We start from the raw sequence: 22,979 nt of genomic DNA on the forward strand, positions 1-22,979 counted from the left end.
GACAGAAGGAGAAGACATGGACAGTTCCTTCACTTCCAGATGTTGAAGGAGGTTTGCATCCAGCCACCAATGACCAAGAGCCAGACCAGCGTCACGGGAATGAATACTTTCCACCCCAAACGCATGATCTGGTCATAACGGAAACGGGGGAATGTGGCACGCACCCAGATAAACAGACTCACTACGGCACAGGTCTTGATACCCAGCCAGATCCAGCCGGGAATGAAGTCCAACGCTGCCACGGGGGACAACCACCCACCCAAGAACATCAGGGATGCCAAGATGGAGATCAGCCACATATTGGCGTATTCCGCGAGGTAAAACATGGCGTAGGACATGCCGGAGTATTCGACCATGTGACCTGCCACGATTTCCGCTTCGCCTTCGACCACGTCAAAAGGATGACGGTTGGTCTCCGCCAATCCGGAAATGATGTAAACCACAAAAATAGGCAACAAAGGAAGCCAGTTCCAAGACAAGAAGCCCAATCCCATGGCAGCAAAGTCACCTTTGCCCTGCCCCATCACAATTTCCGACAGATTCATGCTGCCAGAAATCATGAGAACAATCACCAGGCAAAAACCCATCGCAATCTCGTAGCTCACCATCTGTGCAGAGGCACGCAGAGCACCGAGGAAGGCGTATTTGGAGTTGGACGCCCAACCGGCAATCACCACGCCATAAACTTCCATGGAGGTGATAGCCATCACGAACAGCAGGCCCGCGTTGATGTTGGCCAGCGCGACATCCGGACCAAAGGGAATAACAGCCCAAGCAGCCATGGCCGGCATGATGGTCAAGATAGGGCCAATAAAGAACAGACCTTTGCTGGCCTGCGTGGGGACCAGAATCTCTTTAGTGAGCAATTTCAAGGCATCTGCAATAGGCTGCAACAGCCCCCACGGTCCGACACGGTTAGGGCCGACCCGAACCTGCATCCAACCCAGGAACTTGCGCTCCCACAGCGTTAGGTAGGCCACGGCCCCCATCAGGGGCAACACCACCACCACAATTTTCAGCAAAGTCCAGATCACAGGCCACAGAAAGCTCGCCCACCACGATGCTGCGAGCAATCCCAATCCGGTGTTGTAAATCATGTCAATCATGACAAAGCCTCTTCTCGCGCTTGGGCGTCTCGCTTCGCATCTGCAGTCAATTGGAGCGATGTCGAACGGCGCACCAAACCGTCCAGTTGGTAGATGGATGCTGCAACGGGCTCCACCTCAGCAGCTTGCAAGTCGATCGCAAGCGCGCAGGCATTGCTCAGGCGAGCAGTTGGCACAAACCAAGCATCTCCCTGTTGCTCCAGGGCCAGGGCTTTGAGAACCTCTTGCGAAGAATCGCAGTCCACACCCGGCACATTCAGCAGATTGGCCATCACACGCAGTACTTTCCAAGCGGGACGGGCTTCACCTGCAGGTTTGACGACCGCATGAAAGCTCTGCACGCGGCCTTCTGCATTCGCAAAACTACCGGAAGTCTCGGTGAACGGCGCAACAGGCAGAATCACATCGCTAATGTCGAGATTGGCCTTGAAAGGGCTCAATGTCACAACCATCTCTGCTTTGGACAGGCCTACCAGAGCATCACGCCCCAAGGCACTGTCAAATTCCGGTTCCGTGTTGAGCAACAGGGCAGCCTTCAACCCGCCAGACAGCATCTGCGCAGCGTTCAGGCCAGTGGTCTGAGGTGTGGCACCAACAAACTGGGCGCCCACGGTGTTGGCCGCCTCGGTCAGATAGCCAGCCGTAGCACCCGTTTGCGCTGCAATCCAGTTGGCTAATGCCAACAGACTGGAAGCTTTGGCGTGGTGCGCGGCAGCATTGCCCAACAGCACCGCCTTGCGCTCGCCGGAAAGCAGCGAGCGGGCAATGGCCTGGGCCGCTGGCGTCGCAGTACCCGCGGCAGGTGCCGGCACCGACTTCTCAGCAGCAATGGCGGTTGCAATATCTGCCAATGCTTGCACCCAAGTGGCCGCAGGGGCCAGGGCCCAGTGAGCCACTGGCAATGCCCAGTCAGAAGACTCCGACGCGACTGCACTCACCACACAACCCAGCTTGCTGGCCTGGCGAATACGCTGGGCAAACAGGGGATGGTCCTTGCGCAGATTGGAACCGACCACCAACACCCGCTGCAATTGCGACAGGGATGCGATGGATATGCCCAAAGAGCGCACACCCTCTGCAGGCACGAACTCGCTGTTACGCAAGCGGTAGTCGATATTGTCACTGCCCAGCCCACGAATCAGGGCACCCGCCAACTGCAACTCTTCGAGCGTGCTGTGGGGGCTAACCAATGCACCGATACTGGCTGCACCATGGTTGGCCTTGATTTGTTTGAAGCCATTGGCCACATATTCCAGTGCCGTCTGCCAGTCCACGCTCTTCCACTCGCCGCCCTGTTTGAGCATGGGGGAAGTCAGGCGTTCTTCGCTGTTCAGCGCCTCATAGGAGAAACGGTCACGATCGGCAATCCAGCACTCGTTCACCGCGTCGTTTTCAAGCGGCACAACCCGCAGCACCTTGTGGTTTTTCACCTGAACAATCAGGTTGGCCCCCGTAGAGTCATGCGGACTGACGGACTTGCGACGTGACAGCTCCCACGTGCGAGCACTGTAGCGAAAAGGCTTGCTGGTCAAGGCACCGACGGGACAAATGTCGATCATGTTGCCCGACAACTCGGAATCCACCGTGTCACCAATAAAGGTTTCAATTTCGGCATGCTCACCGCGGTGCGACATGCCCAATTCCATGACGCCCGCGACTTCCTGACCAAAGCGGACACAACGGGTGCAATGGATGCAGCGGCTCATTTCCTGCATGGAAATCAGTGGCCCCACGTCCTTGACGGGTACCACACGCTTTTCTTCTTCGTAGCGCGAGGAAGATCCACCGTACCCCACGGCCAAGTCCTGGAGCTGGCATTCGCCGCCCTGATCGCAAATGGGGCAATCCAGCGGGTGGTTGATCAACAGGAATTCCATGACCGACTTCTGGGCCTTGATGGCCTTGTCGCTCTTGGTGCGCACAATCATGCCCTGGGTCACTGGTGTGGCACAGGCAGGCATGGGCTTGGGCATTTTCTCCACGTCCACCAGACACATGCGGCAATTGGCTGCAATGCTCAACTTCTTGTGGTAACAGAAGTGGGGAATGTAGGTGCCCGCCTTGTCGGCTGCATGCATCACCATGCTGCCTTCGGCGATCTCTACTTTCTTGCCGTCGAGTTCGATTTCAATCATCTTGTGACTCGCTCAAACGTGGGCCGCGACCATGCTGGTCTTGTGCTCTACGAGGTACTCAAATTCGTGCCGGAAGTGCTTGATCATGGCGCGCACAGGCATCGCAGCCGCATCGCCCAAGGCGCAGATGGTGCGTCCCTGGATGTTCTCAGCCACGTTATCCAACAAGTCCATATCGCTCGGGCGGCCTTGCCCGCCGACGATACGATCCACCATCCGCGATAACCAGCCCGTGCCTTCACGGCAGGGGGTGCACTGGCCGCAAGATTCGTGCATGTAGAAATAGCTGAGGCGCTGCAAGGCCGTAACCATGCAACGAGTTTCATCCATCACGATGACAGCGCCCGAGCCCAGCATGGAGCCTGCCTTGGCAATCGAGTCATAGTCCATGGTGCATTCCATCATGATGGATGCGGGTAGCACTGGCGAAGATGATCCACCGGGAATCACTGCCTTCAGCGCCTTTCCACCGCGCACACCACCGGCAAGCTCCAGCAGCTTGGTGAATGGTGTCCCCATGGGAATTTCGTAGTTGCCAGGACGTTCCACATCCCCACTGATGGAATAGATCTTGGTACCACCATTGTTGGGTTTGCCGCATTCCAGATAAGCCTGACCACCGTTGCGAATGATCCAAGGCACCGCTGCGAAAGTTTCGGTGTTGTTGATCGTGGTTGGCTTGCCGTACAGGCCAAAGCTGGCGGGGAACGGTGGTTTGAAACGGGGTTGGCCTTTTTTGCCTTCCAGCGACTCGAGCAAAGCCGTTTCTTCACCGCAGATGTAGGCGCCAAAACCATGGGCTGCATGCAGCTGGAAACTGAAATTGCTGCCCTGGATATTGTTGCCCAACAGGCCCGCGGCACGGGCCTCCTCCAGGGCTTCTTCAAAACGCTCGTAAGCCGAGAAGATTTCGCCGTGGATGTAGTTGTACCCCACCGAAATGCCCATGGCGTAGGCTGCAATCGCCATACCTTCAATCACGATGTGAGGATTGAACTGGAGAATATCGCGGTCTTTGCACGTACCGGGCTCTCCCTCGTCAGAGTTGCATACCAAGTACTTTTGCCCCGGGAACTGACGGGGCATGAAACTCCATTTCAGGCCCGTAGGGAAACCAGCACCACCGCGTCCGCGCAAGGCAGACTCTTTGACTGTAGCGATCACCTGGTCTTGCGTCAGACCTTCGCCGCCATCTTTGCCCAAAATCTTGCGCAGGGCCTGGTAACCGCCCCGTGCTTCGTAATCCTTGAGGCGCCAGTTGCTGCCGTTCAACCCAGCATAAATCTGGGGGTTGATGTGGCGATCGTGAAAGCAGGTTTGCACGCCGGTGGCGCGAAACTGGGAGAGAACATTCTCAGCGGTCATCACTTGCCCTCCGAGGCACGCAAGCCATCGACCAACTGGTCCAGCTTTTCGTTGGTCATGAAGCTGCACATGGCGCGGTCATTGACCAGCATCACAGGAGAATCGGCGCATGCGCCCAGACACTCGCTCTGCTGCAAGGTGAACAGGCCATCCGCCGTCGTTTCGCCCATGTGGATGCCCAGTTTGTGTTCGAGATGGTGCAACGCCTTCTGGCCATCGCGCAACTGACACGGCAGATTGGTACAGACGTTCAGTTTGAACTTGCCCACTGGGCGCTGGTTGTACATGTTGTAGAAGGTGGTCACTTCGTGCACAGCCATGGGCGCCATGCCCAAATGTTCGGCAATCACCTTCTCACTCTCGGCACTGACAAAGCCCAGCTCCTGCTGAACGATGGAGAGGCAGGCCATCACCGCAGACTGCTTCTGCTCTGCGGGGTACTTGGCCACTTCGCGGTCAAAACGCGCCTTGGTAGCGTCAGAGATCATCGGTCAATCTCTCCAAAAACAATGTCCATGGTGCCAATGATGGACACCGCATCGGCAATCATGTGCCCGGTAGCCATCTCGTTGAGCCCCGCCAAATGGGCAAATCCCGGCGGACGGATCTTCAGGCGGTAAGGCTTATTGGCACCATCGCTCACGATGTAAATGCCGAACTCCCCCTTAGGGTGCTCCACCGACGCATAGGCTTCGCCTTCGGGGACGTGGAAGCCCTCGGTGAACAGCTTGAAATGGTGAATCAACTCTTCCATGCTGGTTTTCATGGACTCGCGAGAAGGCGGCGCCACCTTGTGGTTGTCCGTGATCACCGGACCAGGGTTGGCCTTGAGCCAGTCCACACATTGTTTGATGATGTGATTGGACTGCTTCATCTCTTCCATACGGACCAAGTAGCGGTCGTACACGTCACCCGTCTTACCTACCGGAATGTCAAAGTCCACTTTATCGTACGCATCGTAGGGCTGCTTCTTGCGCAGGTCCCAAGCGATACCTGAGCCACGCAGCATGGGGCCGGTAAAGCCCAAGTTCAGCGCACGCTCGGGCGTCACGACACCGATGTTCACGGTGCGCTGCTTCCAGATGCGGTTCTCGGTCAACAGGGTGTGGTATTCCTCCAGGCACGCGGGGAAACGCTGTGTGAAGTCTTCGATGAAATCTAGCAGGGAACCTTGGCGGTTCTTGTTCAGCTCAGCAACACCCTTGGCATTGCGCACGCGGCTGGCCTTGAACTGGGGCATGGTGTCGGGCAGATCGCGGTACACACCACCCGGACGGAAGTAAGCTGCGTGCATGCGCGCACCACTGGCCGCTTCGTACATGTCAAACAGGTCTTCGCGCTCGCGGAAGGTGTAGATCAAAATGGTGGAACTACCGCAATCGTTGCCATGCGACCCCAGCCACATCAAGTGGTTCAGCAGGCGGGTAATTTCGGAGAACATCACGCGGATGTACTGCGCGCGCTCAGGCACTTCAATGCCCAGCAACTTTTCGATGGCCAGACAGTAGGCGTGCTCATTGCACATCATGGACACATAGTCCAGACGGTCCATATAAGGTAGCGCCTGGATGTAGGTCTTGCTCTCGGCCAGTTTTTCGGTCGCGCGGTGCAACAGACCGATGTGTGGATCAGCCCGCTGGATGACCTCGCCATCGAGCTCCAGCACCAGGCGCAACACGCCGTGTGCGGCCGGGTGCTGCGGACCAAAGTTCAGGGTGTAGTTCTTGATTTCAGCCATGCATTCAACTGCTTACTGCAGGCCTCCGTAATTGTCTTCGCGGATGATGCGGGGCGTGATCTCGCGGGTTTCGATGGTGACAGGCTGGTACACCACGCGGCCCTGCTCTGCGTCAAAGCGCATTTCCACATGCCCCGTGGTGGGGAAATCCTTGCGGAAGGGGTGACCGATAAAACCATAGTCGGTCAGGATGCGGCGCAGATCATTGTGGCCTTCGAACACAATACCAAACAGGTCAAAGGCCTCGCGCTCAAACCAGTTGGCAGAGTTCCAAATCTCGGTCACGGATGCCACCGATGGCATGTCATCGTCAGGCGTAAATATCTTGAGGCGCAACCGCTGATTCAGACTGACCGACAGCAAATGCATGACCACCGCAAAACGTGGACCTTCGTAGGCACCCGCCTTGTAGTCAGAATAGTCCACACCACACAAGTCCAGCAACTGCTCGAATTGGCAACCAGGCGCATCACGCAATGTCTTGGCCACCACCAGCAGGTCGTCAGCAGACACCACCAACTCGACTTCGCCCAAGGCCACGGTCAAACGCTTGACCTTGTCACCCAGCACACGCTGGACGGCGTCCAGTGTCGCTTCAGGCCGAATGGAATAAACAGTCATAGAAATCCTCAGGCCCGGGCAATGGTTTCGGTGCGGCGAATTTTTTGCTGCAACTGCAGGATGCCGTACACCAACGCCTCAGCGGTAGGAGGGCAGCCAGGCACATACACATCCACCGGCACGATACGGTCGCAGCCGCGCACCACAGAATAGCTGTAGTGGTAATAACCGCCGCCGTTGGCACAGGATCCCATGCTGATCACCCAGCGTGGCTCAGACATCTGGTCATAGACCTTGCGCAGTGCCGGAGCCATCTTGTTGCACAAGGTGCCAGCCACAATCATCAGATCGGATTGACGCGGGCTGGCACGAAACACCTCCGAGCCAAAGCGGGAGAGGTCATAACGGGCCGCCGCCGCATGCATCATCTCCACCGCACAGCAAGCCAGACCAAAGGTCATCGGCCAGATGGAGCCAGTCTTGGCCCAGTTCATCACCGAGTCGTAACTCGTGGTGACAAACCCTTCTTTGAGTACACCTTCAATCATTGGATCACTCCCAGTCCAGCGCGCCTTTTTTCCACATGTAGACGAAGCCAATGGTGAGCACCACCACGAACTCAGCCCCGATGAGGAAACCCAGCATTCCGGTTTCTTTCAAGGACACGGCCCACGGAAACAGAAAGGCTGTTTCAAGGTCGAACAAAATGAAGAGGATGGCCACCAAGTAGTAACGCACATCAAACTTCATGCGTGCGTCTTCGAAAGCTTCGAAGCCGCATTCGTAGGGGGAGTTTTTTGCAGGATCGGGGCGATTGGGCCCCAGGATGTAGCCGAGCACCTGCGGGACAACGCCCACACCGATACCGACCAAGATGAACAAGAGTACGGGGAGATATTGATCGAGGTTCATCTTGAGATTCTGATCACCGTTACAGCCCAGCCAAGCAGGCTCTTGGCTGAACGGAGTTTTTTCTGGTGCCGTCGGCGAGACTCGAACTCGCACAGCTTTCGCCACTACCCCCTCAAGATAGCGTGTCTACCAATTTCACCACGACGGCGGCTCTCAGCTGGCGAATTTGCGTGAGGAGCCTTGCGGCATTTGCTTATTCACCAGCCCTAGAGTTTACCCTGAATTTACCCTGCCATCGGCAGGGACAAGGCATTTAAAACCCGATCACTTGGCCGGGATCTGGGCGGCACCTGTTGCGGGCGCTGCTGGAGCAGATTCAGCGGCCACCGGAGCCGCAGCAGGCGCAACCACGGCAGCACCTTCCAGCACCGAGCCCGAGCTGGCAGGGCGCAAATTACCGAAGTACGCCAGGGCCAGCGTGCACACAAAAAACACCGTGGCCAAAATGGCCGTGGTGCGCGACAAGAAATTGGCACTGCCGCTGGCGCCAAACAGGCTACCGGAGCCACCGCTGCCAAAGGCAGCCCCCATGTCGGCACCTTTGCCGTGTTGAACCAGAATCAGACCGATCATGGCCAGCGCGGACAACATTTGCACAGTCAGAATGATGGTGACGATAAAACTCATGAACTACTACTCCTCAATTTGAAAAACTGCGCAGCCTCAAGCGGCTGCGGCGATGATGGCCAAAAAGTCCGGCGCTTTGAGAGACGCGCCCCCCACCAAGCCACCGTCAATATCTGCCTGACCCAGCAATTGGGCGGCATTGGCAGCATTCATGCTGCCACCGTAAAGAATCTGCACGCGATCCGAGTGCTCCGTGGCGGCACGCAACTGCGCGCGCAACACCGCATGCACCTGCTGCGCTTGTTCGGGACTGGCAGTCTTGCCGGTACCAATGGCCCACACCGGCTCATACGCCACCACAATTTCGCTGATGCAATGGCCGTTGGTGTGAATGACAGCGGCCAGCTGGCGCTTCACCACTTCTTCCGTCAACCCAGCTTCGCGTTCCTGCAGCGTCTCGCCCACACAGACGATGGGCGTGATGCCCGCAGCCAAGGCCTTTTGGGCTTTGCTGGCCACAACACCATCCGTCTCACCGTGGTACTGGCGGCGCTCGGAGTGGCCCACGATGGCGTAGCGAACCGCCAGATCGCGCAACATGCTGGCAGACACTTCACCGGTGTAGGCACCGGCATCGTGCGCGGACACATCTTGCGCGCCCACGGCAATCGCCGAGCCTTTCACCAAGGCACCCACCTCCGCCAGATACGGCGCAGGCACGCACACGGCAATGTCACAGGCCGGCTGACCCACACCAGCCAACAGCTGCTGCAACAGTGCCGCATTGGTCGCAGTGGCGCCGTTCATCTTCCAGTTGCCCGCAATCAATTTCTTTTTCATGCTGCATCCCACTTCAAAATAATTTTGCCAACGTGCTGGTTGCTCTCCATCAGCGCATGGGCTTTCGCCGCATCGGCCGGCGCAAACACGCTGTGAATCACCGCCTTGATCCGACCGGCAGACAGCAAGGGCCAGACCACCCGCAAACACGCGGCCGCAATCGCAGCCTTGAACACCAACGGCCGCGCACGCAAGGTAGAACCGGTGATGGTCAAGCGCTTGCGCAGCACCAGTCCTGCGTTGACCTCACTCTGCACACCCCCCTGCACCGCGATGATGACCAATCGGCCATCGTCCGCCAGGCATTGCACTTCCTTGGCCACATAGGCGCCTGCCACCATATCCAGCACCACGTCCACGCCGCGCCCCTGCGTAAGGCGCAAGGCCTCGGCCTGGAAATCCTGGGTTTTGTAGTTGATGGCATGGTCGGCGCCCAGCGCCAGGCAAGCCGCGCATTTCTCGTCGCTACCCGCTGTCGCAATCACGGTAGCACCCATGGCCTTTGCCAGCTGGATGGCGGTCACGCCAATGCCGCTGCTACCGCCCTGCACCAGCAAGGTTTCCCCGGCTTGCAGACGGCCCCGGTCGAACACATTGCTCCACACGGTGAACAGCGTCTCGGGCAGGCTCGCGGCCTCCACGTCGCTCAACCCTGCGGGCACCGGCAGGCACTGGCCCACAGGCGCTACGCAAAATTCGGCATAACCACCACCGGCCACCAGCGCACAGACACGGTCGCCCAGCGTGAAGCCTGCCACCTGCATGGCTTCGGCATCGCCCGACACAATGGTGCCCGCCACTTCCAGCCCCGGAAGGTCGGAAGCGCCGGCAGGCGCCGGGTAGTGCCCGGCGCGCTGCAGCACGTCAGGCCGGTTGATGCCGCTGGCTGCCACACGAATGCACACCTCACCCACACCTGCAACAGGCGCAGGACGGTCCACCAGACGCAACACGTCGGGTGGACCGAAGGACGAGATTTCGACAGCTTTCATAGCCAAATCAAGCGGTAGCGCCCGTGCTTATTGTGCGAGCAGCTACCAATTTGATAGCAAGGTTAATTAACCTTGCTCGCCGTTGTGGGCGGGACGGTCCAGCAGCGCCTTCATGGACAGCTTGATACGGCCCTTTTCGTCGGTCTCCATGACCTTGACCTTGACGATCTGGCCTTCGGACAGGTAGTCCGTGACCTTCTCGACGCGCTCGTGGGCGATCTGGCTGATGTGCAACAGGCCGTCCTTGCCGGGCAACAGGTTCACCAAGGCACCGAAGTCCAGAATCTTGGTGATCGGGCCTTCGTAGACCTTGCCGATTTCGACTTCAGCAGTGATCTGTTCGATGCGGCGCTTGGCTTCGTCGGCCTTGGCGGCGTCGGTTGCGGCGATGGTGATGGTGCCGTCTTCCTCGATGTTGATCTGGCAACCGGTTTCTTCGGTCAGCGCGCGAATGACGGCGCCGCCCTTGCCGATCACGTCACGGATCTTCTCTGGGTTGATCTTCATGGAGTACAGCTTGGGCGCGAAGCTGGACACTTCGGTCTTGGCTTCGCCCATGGCGTTTTGCATTTCACCCAGGATGTGCATGCGCGCTTCCTTGGCCTGGGCCAATGCGACTTGCATGATTTCCTTGGTGATGCCCTGGATCTTGATGTCCATCTGCAGCGCGGTAATACCATTGGTGGTACCGGCAACCTTGAAGTCCATGTCACCCAGGTGGTCTTCGTCACCCAGGATGTCGGTCAACACGGCAAAACGGTTGTCTTCCTTGATCAGGCCCATGGCGATACCGGCCACGTGTGCCTTCAAAGGCACGCCAGCGTCCATCAGCGACAGGCAGCCGCCGCAGACGGAAGCCATCGACGAAGAGCCGTTGGATTCGGTGATTTCCGACACCACACGCATGGTGTAGGGAAACTCTTCTTTCGTTGGCAGCACGGCAACGAGTGCGCGCTTGGCCAGACGGCCGTGGCCGATTTCGCGACGCTTGGGCGTACCCACGCGGCCGGTTTCGCCAGTAGCAAAGGGAGGCATGTTGTAGTGCAGCATGAAGCGGTCTTCGAAGTCGCCGCTCAGAGCGTCAATACGCTGCGCGTCACGCTCGGTGCCCAGGGTGGCAATCACCAAGGCCTGGGTTTCGCCACGTGTAAACAGGGCAGAACCGTGGGTGCGGGGCAGCACGCCGTTGCGGATTTCGATGGCGCGCACAGTGCGGGTGTCGCGGCCGTCGATACGGGGCTCACCGGCCAAAATCTGGCTGCGCACGATCTTGGCCTCGATCTCGAACAGCAGGCCTTCCACGGCCACGCTGTCAAACGCGGCGCCATCGGCCTTCAGAGCCGCCATGACTTCAGCGTAGGCGGCACGGCAAGCTTGGGTACGGGCTTGCTTGTTGCGGATTTGGTAAGCGGCAACCAGCTTGTCCTTGGCCAGTGCATCCACCTTGGCAACCAGCGCTTCGTCCTTGGCGGCGGGCTTCCAGTCCCACACGGGTTTGCCAGCATCACGCACCAGTTCATGGATCGCGTTGATGGCAATCGCGCCCTGCTCGTGGCCAAACACCACGGCGCCCAACATGATTTCTTCGGACAGTTGCTGGGCTTCGGACTCGACCATCAGCACAGCAGACTCAGTACCGGCAACGACCAGATCCATGATGGAGTCTTTGCGGGCAGTCTGGCCGGGGTTCAACACGTATTCGCCATTGACGTAGCCCACGCGGGCTGCACCGATGGGGCCGTTGAACGGAACACCAGACACGGACAGCGCAGCGCTGACGGCGATCATGGCGGCGATGTCGGCGTCGACTTCAGGGTTCAAGGACACGGTGTGGATCACCACGTGCACTTCGTTGAAGAAACCTTCGGGGAACAGGGGGCGGATCGGGCGGTCGATCAGGCGGCTGGTCAGCGTTTCAAATTCGCTGGGGCGGCCTTCGCGCTTGAAGAAGCTGCCGGGGATCTTGCCAGCGGCATAGGACTTTTCCAGGTAGTCCACGGTCAGGGGGAAGAAGTCCTGGCCGGGCTTGCCTTCAGTCTTGGCAACCACAGTAGCCAGCACCACAGTACCGTCCATGTCCAGCAGCACGGCGCCGGTGGACTGGCGAGCGATTTCGCCGGTTTCCATGGTGACCGTGTGTTGGCCCCATTGGAAGGTCTTGGTAACTTTGTTGAAAATACTCATGTTTATCTCCGTTGAGTTGTAGAAGGTGCAGGCCACCTCGCACTAGCCCGGAGTCAACATCACAGTCCACGATGCCATTCCAGAAAAACTCCGACGCGACCGGAATTGCTTTGGAATGACACAGCTTCGCTCTGTTTTTGCCGTCTCCGAAGTAAAAAACGCCTGAGCTAGTGACCTAACTCAGGCGCTTCTCATTCGTTGAATCGTTTACTTGCGCAGACCCAGCTTGGCGATCAATGCGACGTAACGGTCAGCATCTTTGCTCTTCAGGTAGTCCAGCAGCTTGCGGCGACGGCTCACCATGCGCAGCAGACCGCGGCGACCATGGTGGTCTTTGGCATGGGTCTTGAAGTGGGGGGTCAGTTCGTTGATACGGGCGGTCAACAAAGCCACTTGGACTTCGGGGCTGCCGGTATCGCCAGCTTGACGGGCGTTGTCTTTGACAACAGCGGCTTTGATGCTAGATGCAATCATGTGTTTTCCTGGTAATTTGGGACTGCGCGCTGGGCGCCGCCCCGGTTTGTACAACTTGCGCCAAGGGCTGGAACTGCCGTTGGCGTGCGCCTTGCCGAATGCAAAGCCGCTCGATTATAACCCGGTCGGGTCAGGGGCGCACCATCTTGCAGCTGGTGGCCTGCTCTGCTGCCGCGGCGGGCACACTTTTCACCACGCGAAAGCCATAACCCGAGCCTTCCACGTCAAATTTGACGCCCGGCGTGCCCTGGCGCTCCATCATGCCCACCACCAGCGGCTGCTGGAACTGGTGGTCGGCCGCACGCATGGTGCCTGTTTGACCACTAAAAGTGACGCTAGCCCGCTCCAGTTGTGCGGCGACAGCTACCATATCCATAGCGCCATTGGCGGCCACAGCGCCCTGTTTGCCTGCCGCCTCCACGCTCTGGGCCAACGCTTCAATCAACAGCTGCATGCGCATGTGCACATAGTCGTCCTCGGCCTTGGGGTAACGCACGCGGAAGGATTTGTAAAACGCCTCGCTGGCGGCAGTCTGCACATTGGGCAGCCAATCGGCCACCGCCACCACCTTGCCAAGGCCGGCGTCACCAATCGCTGCCGGGGCACCCAGGGCGTTGCCGTAGAAGGTGTAGAACTTGCCGTCAAAGCCCACATCCTTGGCGGCCTTGATGAGCAGGCTCAAATCGTTGCCGAAGTTGCCGGTAATGACGGCGCCCGCACCGCTGGCCTTGATTTTGGTGGCGTAGGGCAAAAAGTCTTTCACGCGGCCCAAAGGGTGCAGCTCGTCGCCCACCACCTGCACATCCGGGCGCAACACGCCCAACTGGCGCTTGGCCTCGCGGCCCACGGCTTGGCCGAAGCTGTAGTCCTGGCCAATGATGTAGACGCTCTTCAAGGCCTTGTCGTCCTTGAGCACATCCATCAGCGCGGCCATGCGCATGTCCGAATGGGCGTCGAAGCGGAAATGCCAGAAGCTGCACTTCTCGTTGGTCAACTCGGGCAACACGGCGGCGTAGTTGAGGAACAACACGCGGCGCGCCGGGTCGCGCTCGTTGTGCTTGTTGATGGCGTCGATCAGCGAGGCCGCCACACCCGAGGAATTGCCCTGCAGGATCACGCGCGCACCACCGTCGATGGCGGAACGCAGCGCCGACAGCGCCTCTTCGGTCTGACCCTTGCTGTCAAAACGCTCCAGCAGCAAGGCCTGGTTGCCACCCGCGCTGGCGGGCAGCTTGACACCACCGCGCGCATTCACACGCTCCACAGCCCAGACGAAGTTGCGGAAGGCCGCTTCGCCGCCACTGGCGTTGGCGCCACTAAAACCTTCGATGACGGCCACCTTGAGTGGCGCGGGTGTTTGGGCGAAGGCACTGGCCACCGTCAGGGCGCTGGCAAATAGCGTCTTGGTCGCCAATTTCAAGGCCTTGGGAAGAAGAATAAACATGGGGAATTTCTCTTGAAATGTGAGGGAAAGCGCGCAGCTTGGGAACATGCGGCGCTCACGGTGAGAGCCGCGCAGTGTACTAGGAGTCCACACCATGTTTTTTGCCTCTGCACCTTCCGTGTTCCAGCCCTCTGTGCGCCGTTCGGTGTACGCACCCACGGGCCGCTCGGTCGACCGTTTCTTGCAAGACGCCTTGTTTTCGGCACGCCAAAGCGGTAGCGCCTACACCCAGGACGAGACCAGCTTCACCCTGACACTGGACATGCCCGGCATCACCAAAGAGCAGCTCAGCATTTCCATTGACGGTACCGTGGTCCGCATCCAGAGCAAGGAAGACGCCCCCCGCCGCTACCGCGCCGCCTACGAGCTGCCCCAAGAGGTGGACAGTGCCCAGAGCGAAGCCAAGCTGGAACACGGGGTGTTGACCCTGAAATTGGTGAAAAAAGTGCCCGTGGACACCGCCACCGAACTGACCATCCAGTAAAGCTCCAGCGCCAGCACCAGAACGCTATGTTTTTAATAGCTGCTTGCGCATATTCCACGGGGGCTAGTGGCAGTTTTTATAGTGAATGTAGGGGCCAGCGCGGTTTCACGTCGAAGGCGTAATTCGCACTGGCCTGCTGCAAGCCACTTTGCAGCCGCATGGCCGCCGCCATGGCAATCATGGCGCCGTTGTCGGTACACAGGTGCAGTTCGGGGTAGTGCACACGCACACCACGCTTGGCGCACTCGGCATTCAGCAGCTCGCGCAGCTTGCGGTTGGCGCCCACACCACCGGCCACCACCAGGCGCTTCAGGCCGGTCTGCTTGATGGCAGCCATCGATTTCTTCAACAGCACTTCCACAATCGCCGCCTGCGTAGACGCCGCCAAGTCGGCCTGCTGCTGGCGCGGCAGTGCGTCGAAGGTGGCCACCGCACCAGCCGCCACCATGCGCTGGCTCTGCACCAGCACCGCGGTCTTCAGGCCCGCAAATGAAAAGTCCAGGTTGCCACTGTGCAGCAGCGGCCGTGGCAACGGGTAGGCCGTGGGACTGCCCTCCTCCGCCAGTTTGGACAACAGCGGCCCACCCGGATAGGCCAGGCCCATGAGCTTGGCCGATTTGTCGAAGGCCTCGCCCGCGGCGTCGTCAATGGTTTCGCCCAACAACGCGTAGCGGCCCACGCCGTCCACCCGCATCAGCTGCGTGTGGCCGCCCGACACCAGCAGCGCCACAAACGGGAACTCGGGCGGGTCGGCACTCAAAAATGGGGAGAGCAAATGCCCTTCGAGGTGGTGCACGCCCAGCACCGGCTTGCCCAGCGCCGCACCCAACGCACAGGCCACGCCCGCCCCCACCAACAAGGCACCGGCCAGACCGGGCCCGCGCGTGTAGGCCACCACATCCACCTCTTGCAGACTGCGGCCACTCTCATTCAGCACCTGCTGGGTGAGCGGCAGCACGCGGCGTATATGGTCGCGGCTGGCCAGCTCGGGCACGACCCCGCCATAGGCTTGGTGCATCTCGATCTGGCTATGCAGCGCATGGGCCAGCAGCGTGGGTACGGCCACGCCTTGCGACTGCACCATGGCCACGCCTGTTTCGTCACACGAGGACTCGATTCCCAACACCAGCATGCTTGTTTCCTTCAGAGCCACCGAGTTTAGAGGATGGGGCCCCGCACGGCCCCGGGCACAATGACCGCATGCACCTGCCTTTGACCGATGACGCCATTGCCCGGCTGGAAACCTCCACCTGCGACGCCGTGGCCCCGCCAGCCCATGAGACCCTGGACGGCTGGCTGCTGTCATTCGACACCTCCACCGTGGGCCGCGCCAAGAGCGCCGTGCCGCTGCGCCACCACAGCCTGAACCCCGCCGCCCTGCCCGACATCTGTGCGCGCTACGCACAGCGTGGCCTGCAACCGATTTTTCGGCTGGCCGATGTGGCGGGCTTGGCCGACGTGCAGGCCGAACTGCGCCGCCTGGGCTTTGCGCCCACCCAAGCGACGCTGGTGCAGGTAGCGCCCACCACGGCAGTCGCGGCCCTGGCCGACCCCGCCGCGGCCACCTGGTCGGCCACACCGACCCCACCGTGGGCGGCCGTATACACCGCACCAGGTTTTGACCCGGTGGATGGCCAGCACCGCGTGCAGGCCCTGAGCCGCGGCCAACACGGCGTATACGCCACCGTGGTGCAGCAGGGCCAGCCCCTGTGCGCGGGCACCGCGGTCTACAGCCAGGGCTGGGCCAGCTTGCACGGGCTACGCACCACCATGAGCGCACGCGGCCAGGGCCTGGCCCGGCATGTGATGGCCTGCCTGGCCCAAGAGGCACTGCACCGCGGACTCCCAGAAACGTTTTTGCAGGTAGAAGCCGAAAACACCGCCGCCCTCGCCCTGTACCGGCGCGCAGGCTTTGTAACCGCCTGGTGCTACCACTACTGGCACCCCAACGCAGATTGAGTGCTGGCGACATGCCAAAGATTGGCGCGACTTTTGCATGCAATGATCGGCGTATGACCGAGCCGCTACGCATCGTCGTGATCAACGCTGACTTGCTGGTCAATGACCCGCAGGACACCCACGCCCTGCACCAGGCGGAACGCTCGCGCAGCCTGCGCATTGGCCTGCTGGAAAACGGTTTCAACCTGGTCGCTTCGCTGCCGGCCGATGTCTACCTGACGGAGCGCCTGGCCCAGCTGCAGCCGGACATGATCATCGTGGACGCTGAAAGCGACGCCCGCGACGCGCTGGAACACGTGGTGATGGCGACCCGCGACGAGCGCCGCCCCATCGTCATGTTCACCAACGACAACGACAGTGGCAATGCACGTGCCGCAGTGGCCGCCGGGGTGTCGGCCTACATCGTGGCGGGCCTGCAGACGGAGCGCATCCGCCCGATTCTGGACGTGGCCCTGGCCCGCTTCCAGCACGAACAAGCCCTGCGCAAAGAACTGGATGCCACGCGCACCGAACTCCATGAGCTGTCCGCCGCGCTGCAAGACCGCAAAGTGATCGATCGCGCCAAGGCGCTGCTGATGCAACGCCAGCAACTCAGCGAGGAGGCGGCCTACGCCAAACTGCGCAAAACGGCCATGGACAAGAACCTCAAGATTGTGGACGTGGCCCAGCGCATGCTGGATGTGGCCGACTTGTTGTCTTGAAACAAGGACACAACTGCTTACCTGCCGTTCACACCCTGGGAACTTTTGCGGGCTATGCTGAGAACCATGTCACACGAAATACCCATGGAACAACTGGCCGCCGAGGTGTATGACGCCGCGCCCGTGGCCGTGCAGGAGCGCATGGTGTCGCAACTGGTGGGGAAAATCTACGAAACAGCGCCGGTGACGGTGCGCAGCAAGCTCATCCTGCACCTGATGAAACCCCTGGGCGTGTTGTCCCTGGTGGCCGTGGCCGACGGCATCTTCGCCAACATCCGCTTTCGCAATGGCTGGCCTGATGTGCAGGTGCTGCCCGACGATGTGAAGAACGTGGAGCCCCAGGATGTGGTGGCACTGACGCACTATGCGCAGCAGGTCAGCCTGCATGTGCTGGACGGGTTGGCCAATGTCGTCATGGCGTCCCCGGTGGTGGCCACCTCCGCCGCCACGGCCCTGCTGGTCCACATCCTGATACAGCGCAAGCGTGCAGACCGCCGCGCAGAGCAACGCAGCTAGTCACCGCGGGCCGACTCTGCCGAGGCCACAGGCCGCGACGGCAACACCCCAACAGCAACTCAAAAAACCAGCACGGCCGCCCCAGCCCCCCCCTGCGCAAATGCATGGGCCGGCCAGAGAGCGCACCAAGCCGCGGCATACCCACGGGGCGCAGGCCCCAAAAGTACCACCCCCTGGCGCTTGCGCCCGCTTTGGTGCAGTGCACAAAATCAGTGCGTCACGCGAATTTTTAAGCAAAATAGGCCCGAGACCAACGTAGATACTGCGCAAGCAGCTCCTGAATTCATAGCATATTGCAGCTTGAACAAGCTGGCACAGACATTGCGTTAATCCCTGCGAGACCGACAACGGTCATGCACTGCACCCCACCTAACGGCGGGTAGGGCTCAGGGCAAACAGGACAAAGGCGTCCCCACGGGTTCACTTGCGCACCACGCAGCGAACCCAGTGCGGACGCCTTTTTTGTTTTTCGTTTTGTGTTTTTACTTTTGGAGCTTGCGTATGACTGACCTTCTGAAAGCCAAACTCAGCCGCCGTGCTGTTCTGCAAACCGCCGCTGTGGGCGCCATTGGCATCGACCCCGCACTGCGCGCGGCAGTGTACGCCGCAGGCTCGGACGCTCCCGAGAAAACCGAGGTCAAGATCGGCTTCATCCCCCTGACCGACTGCGCCAGCGTGGTCATGGCTTCGGTGCTGGGCATCGACAAGAAGTACGGCGTCACCATCATCCCCAGCAAGGAAGCCAGCTGGGCCGGCGTGCGCGACAAGCTGGTGAACGGCGAACTGGACTTCGCCCACGTGCTCTACGGCCTGGTCTACGGCGTGCATCTGGGCGTGGGCGGCCCCAAGAAAGACATGGCCGTGCTGGCCACGCTCAACAACAACGGCCAGGCCATCACCCTGTCCAAGAAACTGGCCGACAAGGGCGCCGTGGACGGCGCAGGCCTGGCCAAGCTGATGGCCGCCGAGAAGCGCGAGTACACCTTTGCCCAGACTTTCCCCACCGGCACCCACGCCATGTGGCTGTACTACTGGCTGGCAGCCCACGGCATCAACCCCATGAGCGGCGCCAAGGTCATCACCGTGCCGCCGCCACAGATGGTGGCCAACATGCGCGTGGGCAATATGGATGGCTACTGCGTGGGCGAGCCCTGGAACCACCGCGCCATCATTGATGGCATTGGTGTGACCGCCATGACCACCCAGGACATCTGGAAAGACCACCCCGAAAAGGTGCTGGGCACCACGGGCGACTTCGTCAAGAAGTACCCCAACACCGCCCGCGCCGTGACCGCCGCCATTCTCGAAGCGGGCCGCTGGATCGATGCCAGCCTGTCCAACAAAAACAAGATGGCTGAAACGATTGCCGACAAGAGTTATGTGAACACCAGCGTAGACGCGATCAACCAGCGCATCCTGGGCCGCTACCAGAACGGCATGGGCAAGACCTGGGACGACCCCAACTACATGAAGTTCTACAACGAAGGTGCGGTCAACTTCCCCTACCTCTCCGACGGCATGTGGTTCCTGACCCAGCACAAGCGCTGGGGCTTGCTCAAGGACCACCCCGACTACCTGGGTGTGGCCAAGCAGATCAACCAGATCGACATCTACAAGCAGGCCGCCACCGCCAGCAAGACGCCGCTGCCCAAGAGCGACATGCGCAGCAGCAAGCTGATGGACGGCGTGGTCTGGGATGGCAAGGATCCCAAAAAGTACGCCGACAGCTTCAAGGTCAAGGCCTGAGTTCCACCCCACCCACAAGGAGGTCACCATGGTGAGCGCCGTTTTTCACTCGCCCCTGGCTGCTGCAGCCGAGGGGTCTGCTATAAAAAAAGAAGCTGCTAGCGCAGTATCCACGGGGGCTAGCATGCCAAAAAGCACTCAAACGGTGGTATCCACCGCCCCCGCACAAGCCAAACCCGGCTTCGACTGGCGCGGCCTGCTGCTGCAGGTGCTGCCGCCGTTGCTGGGCCTGGCCTTGCTGGTCGGTATCTGGGCGCTGGTGAGCGTGGGCACGTCGGCCAGCATCCCCAGCCCGCTGGAGACCTGGAAGCAGGCCGTCGTGTTGTTCAGCGACCCGTTCTACCGCAAGGGCCCCAACGACCAGGGTGTGGGCTGGAACGTGCTGTTCTCGCTGGAGCGCGTGGCGCTGGGATTTGGCCTGGCGGCTGCGGTGGGCATTCCGGCAGGTTTCATGATCGGCCGCTTTGAATTTTTGAGCCGCATGTTCAACCCGCTGATCAGCCTGCTGCGCCCCGTGTCGCCGCTGGCCTGGTTGCCGATTGGTTTGCTGGTATTCAAGGGTGCCAACCCGGCCGCCATCTGGACCATCTTCATCTGCTCGATCTGGCCCATGATCATCAACACCGCAGTGGGCGTGCAGCGCGTGCCGCAGGACTACATGAACGTGGCCCGCGTGCTCAATCTCAGCGAGTGGAAGATCGTCACCAAGATCCTGTTCCCCTCGGTGCTGCCCTACATGCTGACCGGCGTGCGCCTGGCGGTCGGCACGGCCTGGCTGGTGATCGTGGCGGCCGAGATGCTGACCGGTGGCGTGGGCATTGGTTTCTGGGTGTGGGACGAGTGGAACAACCTCAACGTCAAGAACATCATCATCGCGATCTTCGTGATCGGCATCGTGGGCCTGCTGCTGGAGTACGCCCTGATCAAACTGGCGACAGCGTTCACATTCGAAGAGGTGAAGTCATGAGCAACAGCAAGTACATCGAAATCCAGGGCGTAGAACAAACCTTCAAGACCAAGAAGGGCCTGTTCCCCGCGCTGCGCGACATCAACCTCACCGTGGCCAAGGGCGAATTTGTAGCGCTCATCGGGCACAGCGGCTGTGGCAAGTCCACGCTGCTCAACCTGATTGCCGGCCTGACCACGCCCACCGCAGGCAACCTGCTGTGTGCCAACCGCGAAATCGCAGGCCCCGGCCCGGAGCGTGCCGTGGTGTTCCAGAACCATTCGCTCCTGCCCTGGCTCACCTGCTTTGAGAACGTCTACCTGGGCGTGGAGCGCGTATTTGGTGCGGGCTCCAAGAGCACCGGTGCGGCGTCCGAGAACAAGGCCCAGTTGATGGCCCGCACCGATGCGGCACTCGCGTTGGTGGGCCTCACCGCCGCGGCACAAAAACGCCCTGGCGAAATCAGCGGTGGCATGAAGCAGCGCGTGGGCATCGCCCGGGCCCTGGCCATGGAGCCCAAGGTCTTGCTGATGGACGAGCCTTTTGGCGCGCTGGACGCACTGACCCGCGCCAAGCTGCAGGACGAGTTGCTGGAGATCGTGGCGCGCACCCAAAGCACCGTGGTCATGGTCACGCACGATGTGGACGAGGCCGTGCTCTTGTCCGACAAGATCGTGATGATGACCAACGGCCCCGCCGCCACCATTGGTGAAGTGCTCAGCGTGGACCTGCCCCGCCCGCGCAACCGCGTGGCCCTGGCCGACAGCCCGCAGTACCTGCAGTACCGCAAGGCCGTGATCGACTTTTTGTACACACGCCAGGCCCACGTCGAAAAGGCGGCCTGAGCACGCACCCCCCCTGTGCCACCAAGGGCGCCCTGCGGGGCGCCCTTTTTTTGTGCGCACGCCGCACCCAAATCAGGCACAAATCATGCTTGCACTTGGTCCAGCACGACCAACGAAGGTCTAGCAATCTTGCGGTTGAGCGCCTGCCCTTCTGGTAGCGCACATTCGGTATCTGGTGCCTGAAAACGGCGCCCGTCGCTTCCGCGCCCCCCTCTCTCCCCACAGAACCTCTACGGAGCCCACCCATGGCCGGATTTCGTCAATTCCTGAAAAGCGGACACACACCCACCCTGTTTGCCGCGTTTTTTTACCTCATGTTCTCGTTCGTCATCTGGGTGATGAATGGCGCCATGGCCCCCTTCATCAGTGAGCAGTACCAACTGACGGCATCGCAAAAAGGTTTGCTGCTGTCCATCCCCATCGTGGCCGGGGCCATCATGCGTTTCCCGCTGGGGCTGCTGGCGCAGTATGTGGGGCGCAAGACGGCCACGATGGTGGAGCTTGTGCTGATCACCTTCACCATGTCCTTTGGCTACTTCTTTGTGCACACCTATGACGACCTGCTCAAGATGGCTCTGCTGCTGGGCGTGGCCGGTGCTAGCTTTGGGGTGGCCATGTCATTGGGCTCGGGTTGGTACCCGCCCAAGTACAAGGGTCTGGCCATGGGCTTGGTGGGCGCGGGCAATGCAGGCACCGCACTGGCGGCACTGCTGGCACCGCCCCTGGCCCAGGCCTATGGCTGGCAAACCGTGTACGGCTTTGCCGCGCTGGCCTCGCTGGTACCCATGGCCGTGGTGCTCTTCATGGCCAAGGAGCCACCGGACCGTGACGAACACGCCAGCATGCGCCAGCACCTGGCCTGCCTGATGGAAAGCGACGGCTGGGTCTTCAGCCTGATTTACGTGGTCACGTTTGGTGGCTTTATCGGCATCGTGACCTTCCTGCCCACCTACTACTACGACCAGTTTGGTGTGAGCAAGGTGCAGGCCGGGCAGCTCACCATGCTGGCCGCGCTGATGGGGGCGGTGGTGCGCGTCGCCGGTGGCTGGATCTCCGACCACTGGGGCGGCGTGAACACGCTGACGGTGGTCTTGGTCATCGTCTCGCTGGCACTCATCGGCGTAGGGATGTCGTCCGGCTCGCTGGTCATGACCACGCTATTGCTGATCGTTTGTTTTGCCGCGCTGGGTGCGGGCAATGGCGCACTGTTTCAGTTGGTGCCGCTGCGCTGGCCCACCTCCACGGCGGTGGCGGGGTCCATGATCGGCGAGATCGGCGCCTTGGGTGGCGGCACCATCCCGGCCTTGATGGGCCAGTCCAAGCAGCACACCGGCAGCTTCATGTCCGGATTTGTGGTGTTGGCAGTGTTCTCCCTTCTGATGCTGGTCGTCATGCGCGCCATGCAAGTCCGCTGGACCCGCACCTGGGCTGAAAAGGGAGGTCGTGCGCGTAGCGCATGATCCT

At 60.4% G+C, this 22,979-nt stretch carries 23 protein-coding genes and 1 tRNA gene; 8 read left to right on the forward strand and 16 right to left on the reverse strand.

The window, feature by feature from the left end; genetic code table 11:
• Positions 1-29: 29 nt before the first annotated feature.
• The 15 genes from nuoH to AC3WS7_RS15100 all read right to left on the reverse strand — a co-directional run bounded on the left by nuoH (position 30) and on the right by AC3WS7_RS15100 (position 14,318).
• Positions 30-1,106, reverse strand: coding sequence for an NADH-quinone oxidoreductase subunit NuoH (nuoH, locus tag AC3WS7_RS15030; RefSeq protein WP_296471829.1), 1,077 nt, complete (start codon positions 1,104-1,106; stop codon positions 30-32).
• Positions 1,103-3,241: an NADH-quinone oxidoreductase subunit NuoG gene (nuoG, locus tag AC3WS7_RS15035; RefSeq protein WP_492656923.1), complete on the reverse strand. Its 2,139-nt coding sequence runs from the start codon at positions 3,239-3,241 to the stop codon at positions 1,103-1,105. The genes nuoH and nuoG overlap by 4 nt, the downstream gene beginning before the upstream one ends.
• Positions 3,242-3,253: 12 nt before the next feature.
• Positions 3,254-4,606 carry an NADH-quinone oxidoreductase subunit NuoF gene (gene nuoF, locus AC3WS7_RS15040; protein ID WP_492656924.1) on the reverse strand — a complete coding sequence of 451 codons (1,353 nt, stop codon included), beginning with the start codon at positions 4,604-4,606 and terminating at the stop codon, positions 3,254-3,256.
• Positions 4,606-5,094, reverse strand: coding sequence for an NADH-quinone oxidoreductase subunit NuoE (gene nuoE / locus AC3WS7_RS15045; protein WP_296471834.1), 489 nt, complete (start codon positions 5,092-5,094; stop codon positions 4,606-4,608). The genes nuoF and nuoE overlap by 1 nt, the downstream gene beginning before the upstream one ends.
• A complete protein-coding gene (locus AC3WS7_RS15050; protein ID WP_492656925.1) occupies positions 5,091-6,344 on the reverse strand; it encodes an NADH-quinone oxidoreductase subunit D in 1,254 nt (417 codons plus the stop codon). Before AC3WS7_RS15050 ends, nuoE begins: the two co-directional genes overlap by 4 nt.
• Before the next feature lie 12 nt (positions 6,345-6,356).
• Positions 6,357-6,965 (reverse strand): NADH-quinone oxidoreductase subunit C, encoded by a 609-nt coding sequence (locus tag AC3WS7_RS15055; RefSeq protein ID WP_492656926.1) that lies wholly within the window; start codon positions 6,963-6,965, stop codon positions 6,357-6,359.
• A gap of 8 nt (positions 6,966-6,973) precedes the next feature.
• Positions 6,974-7,453 carry a NuoB/complex I 20 kDa subunit family protein gene (locus AC3WS7_RS15060; protein ID WP_094478019.1) on the reverse strand — a complete coding sequence of 160 codons (480 nt, stop codon included), beginning with the start codon at positions 7,451-7,453 and terminating at the stop codon, positions 6,974-6,976.
• 4 nt (positions 7,454-7,457) lie between these two features.
• Positions 7,458-7,817 (reverse strand): NADH-quinone oxidoreductase subunit A, encoded by a 360-nt coding sequence (locus AC3WS7_RS15065; RefSeq protein WP_094478016.1) that lies wholly within the window; start codon positions 7,815-7,817, stop codon positions 7,458-7,460.
• Positions 7,818-7,880: 63 nt separating this feature from the next.
• Positions 7,881-7,965, reverse strand: a tRNA-Leu gene (locus AC3WS7_RS15070).
• A gap of 116 nt (positions 7,966-8,081) precedes the next feature.
• Positions 8,082-8,444: a preprotein translocase subunit SecG gene (secG, locus tag AC3WS7_RS15075; RefSeq protein ID WP_296471841.1), complete on the reverse strand. Its 363-nt coding sequence runs from the start codon at positions 8,442-8,444 to the stop codon at positions 8,082-8,084.
• A 36-nt stretch (positions 8,445-8,480) separates the two neighbouring features.
• Positions 8,481-9,224, reverse strand: coding sequence for a triose-phosphate isomerase (gene tpiA, locus AC3WS7_RS15080; protein WP_296471843.1), 744 nt, complete (start codon positions 9,222-9,224; stop codon positions 8,481-8,483).
• Entirely contained in the window at positions 9,221-10,216 is a 996-nt protein-coding gene (locus AC3WS7_RS15085; protein ID WP_492656927.1) for an NAD(P)H-quinone oxidoreductase, read from the reverse strand. Before AC3WS7_RS15085 ends, tpiA begins: the two co-directional genes overlap by 4 nt.
• 66 nt (positions 10,217-10,282) lie before the next feature.
• On the reverse strand, positions 10,283-12,400 hold the full coding sequence (gene pnp, locus AC3WS7_RS15090) for a polyribonucleotide nucleotidyltransferase (protein ID WP_492656928.1): 2,118 nt from the start codon (positions 12,398-12,400) through the stop codon (positions 10,283-10,285).
• Between the two features lie 207 nt (positions 12,401-12,607).
• On the reverse strand, positions 12,608-12,874 hold the full coding sequence (gene rpsO / locus AC3WS7_RS15095) for a 30S ribosomal protein S15 (RefSeq protein WP_094478006.1): 267 nt from the start codon (positions 12,872-12,874) through the stop codon (positions 12,608-12,610).
• 130 nt (positions 12,875-13,004) lie between these two features.
• Positions 13,005-14,318 carry a branched-chain amino acid ABC transporter substrate-binding protein gene (locus AC3WS7_RS15100; protein ID WP_296468075.1) on the reverse strand — a complete coding sequence of 438 codons (1,314 nt, stop codon included), beginning with the start codon at positions 14,316-14,318 and terminating at the stop codon, positions 13,005-13,007.
• 94 nt (positions 14,319-14,412) lie between these two features.
• On the opposite strand from AC3WS7_RS15100, the gene AC3WS7_RS15105 reads away from it, so the two are divergent.
• Positions 14,413-14,802 (forward strand): Hsp20/alpha crystallin family protein, encoded by a 390-nt coding sequence (locus AC3WS7_RS15105; RefSeq protein WP_296468073.1) that lies wholly within the window; start codon positions 14,413-14,415, stop codon positions 14,800-14,802.
• 76 nt (positions 14,803-14,878) lie between these two features.
• On the opposite strand, the gene tsaD is transcribed toward AC3WS7_RS15105, so the two are convergent.
• Entirely contained in the window at positions 14,879-15,934 is a 1,056-nt protein-coding gene (tsaD, locus tag AC3WS7_RS15110; RefSeq protein WP_296468070.1) for a tRNA (adenosine(37)-N6)-threonylcarbamoyltransferase complex transferase subunit TsaD, read from the reverse strand.
• A gap of 68 nt (positions 15,935-16,002) precedes the next feature.
• On the opposite strand from tsaD, the gene AC3WS7_RS15115 reads away from it, so the two are divergent.
• From AC3WS7_RS15115 to AC3WS7_RS15145, 7 genes are all read left to right on the forward strand, one after another.
• Positions 16,003-16,761 carry a GNAT family N-acetyltransferase gene (locus AC3WS7_RS15115; protein ID WP_492656929.1) on the forward strand — a complete coding sequence of 253 codons (759 nt, stop codon included), beginning with the start codon at positions 16,003-16,005 and terminating at the stop codon, positions 16,759-16,761.
• Between the two features lie 53 nt (positions 16,762-16,814).
• A complete protein-coding gene (locus AC3WS7_RS15120; RefSeq protein WP_296468067.1) occupies positions 16,815-17,462 on the forward strand; it encodes an ANTAR domain-containing response regulator in 648 nt (215 codons plus the stop codon).
• A 66-nt stretch (positions 17,463-17,528) separates the two neighbouring features.
• Positions 17,529-17,978: a hypothetical protein gene (locus AC3WS7_RS15125; RefSeq protein ID WP_296468065.1), complete on the forward strand. Its 450-nt coding sequence runs from the start codon at positions 17,529-17,531 to the stop codon at positions 17,976-17,978.
• Between the two features lie 501 nt (positions 17,979-18,479).
• The gene (locus AC3WS7_RS15130; RefSeq protein WP_296468063.1) at positions 18,480-19,724 is read left to right on the forward strand and encodes a CmpA/NrtA family ABC transporter substrate-binding protein; all 1,245 of its coding nucleotides are present in this window, start codon (positions 18,480-18,482) and stop codon (positions 19,722-19,724) included.
• A 28-nt stretch (positions 19,725-19,752) separates the two neighbouring features.
• A complete protein-coding gene (gene ntrB / locus AC3WS7_RS15135) occupies positions 19,753-20,691 on the forward strand; it encodes a nitrate ABC transporter permease (RefSeq protein ID WP_492656930.1) in 939 nt (312 codons plus the stop codon).
• Positions 20,688-21,515 (forward strand): ABC transporter ATP-binding protein, encoded by an 828-nt coding sequence (locus AC3WS7_RS15140; protein ID WP_296468060.1) that lies wholly within the window; start codon positions 20,688-20,690, stop codon positions 21,513-21,515. The genes ntrB and AC3WS7_RS15140 overlap by 4 nt, the downstream gene beginning before the upstream one ends.
• A 245-nt stretch (positions 21,516-21,760) precedes the next feature.
• Positions 21,761-22,975 carry an MFS transporter gene (locus AC3WS7_RS15145; RefSeq protein ID WP_296468058.1) on the forward strand — a complete coding sequence of 405 codons (1,215 nt, stop codon included), beginning with the start codon at positions 21,761-21,763 and terminating at the stop codon, positions 22,973-22,975.
• The last annotated feature ends 4 nt before the right edge of the window (positions 22,976-22,979 follow it).

The sequence above is a fragment of the Rhodoferax sp. EU05-FHT12H12 genome (assembly GCF_058791215.1).